Here is an 897-nt window from a genome sequence, read left to right as displayed (position 1 = left end):
TAAGTGCGACGTCCAAAGAAAATTTCATGAGGCCATTTTTTTGATCTTCCCCGAGCAACTTGATCATCTCCCCGACAGAAAACGCCGCGAGCTGTCTCAGGTCGTGAAGATCATATTTGAGGAGTTCGAGGACGCCCAGAAGACCAAGCTTTCCGAAAAAGCTCGGGCTGGACGGATCCTGAAGTTGATCCTGTTTGGCTCCTACGCTCGTGGTGACTGGGTCGAAGACCACGACAGTGGTTATCGCTCCGACTACGACCTTCTGGCCATCGTCAACACCAACAGATTTGCTGAGGAAAACGAAGTCTGGCTTAAGATAGACGAACACCTCACACAGGAATTTACCGTCACACAGCGCCTCCAGACGCCGGCTAAAGTCATCGTTCATAGCTTGCCGGACGTGAATGATAAACTTGCCCGCGGCCTGCCCTTCTTTGTCGACATCGCCCGTGATGGCATCATGCTATACGAAGCCCCGGGGCATCCGCTAACCGAGCCCAAGTCACTGGCGCCAGAAGCTGAGCGGCAAGAGGCGCAGCGGCATTTCGATCAGTGGTTTCCGGATGCAGTAGAATTTATCGCAATAGCGGAGTTTTGTCTCAGCCGGAAAAATTTCAAGCTTGCCGCGTTCAATTTGCATCAGGCGACCGAACGCTTTTATCACTGCGCGCTTCTCGTACTGACGCTTTACAGCCCGAAATCGCACCGCCTTAACATGCTCAGAACCCATGCCGAGCGCGTCGATCAACGCTTAATTGAGGCGTGGGCACGTGACACAAAGTTTGCGACGCGATCATTCACAAGGCTTGATCGTGCCTATGTGGATGCCCGTTATTCGGCTCACTACGAAATCACCAAGGAAGAACTCGATTGGCTTGTCGACCACATCAAGCAACT

At 52.6% G+C, this 897-nt stretch carries 1 protein-coding gene; it reads left to right on the top strand.

Annotated features, from left to right (window positions below; all coding sequences use genetic code 11):
- On the top strand, nt 1-897 hold an 897-nt coding region (locus EQW76_RS28700), incomplete at both ends, for a HEPN domain-containing protein (RefSeq protein ID WP_348539990.1).

Source organism: Rhizobium sp. rho-13.1 (assembly GCF_007000305.1).
GTDB lineage: Bacteria > Pseudomonadota > Alphaproteobacteria > Rhizobiales > Rhizobiaceae > Rhizobium > Rhizobium rhododendri.
This window is presented reverse-complemented; position numbering and strand designations above follow the sequence as displayed.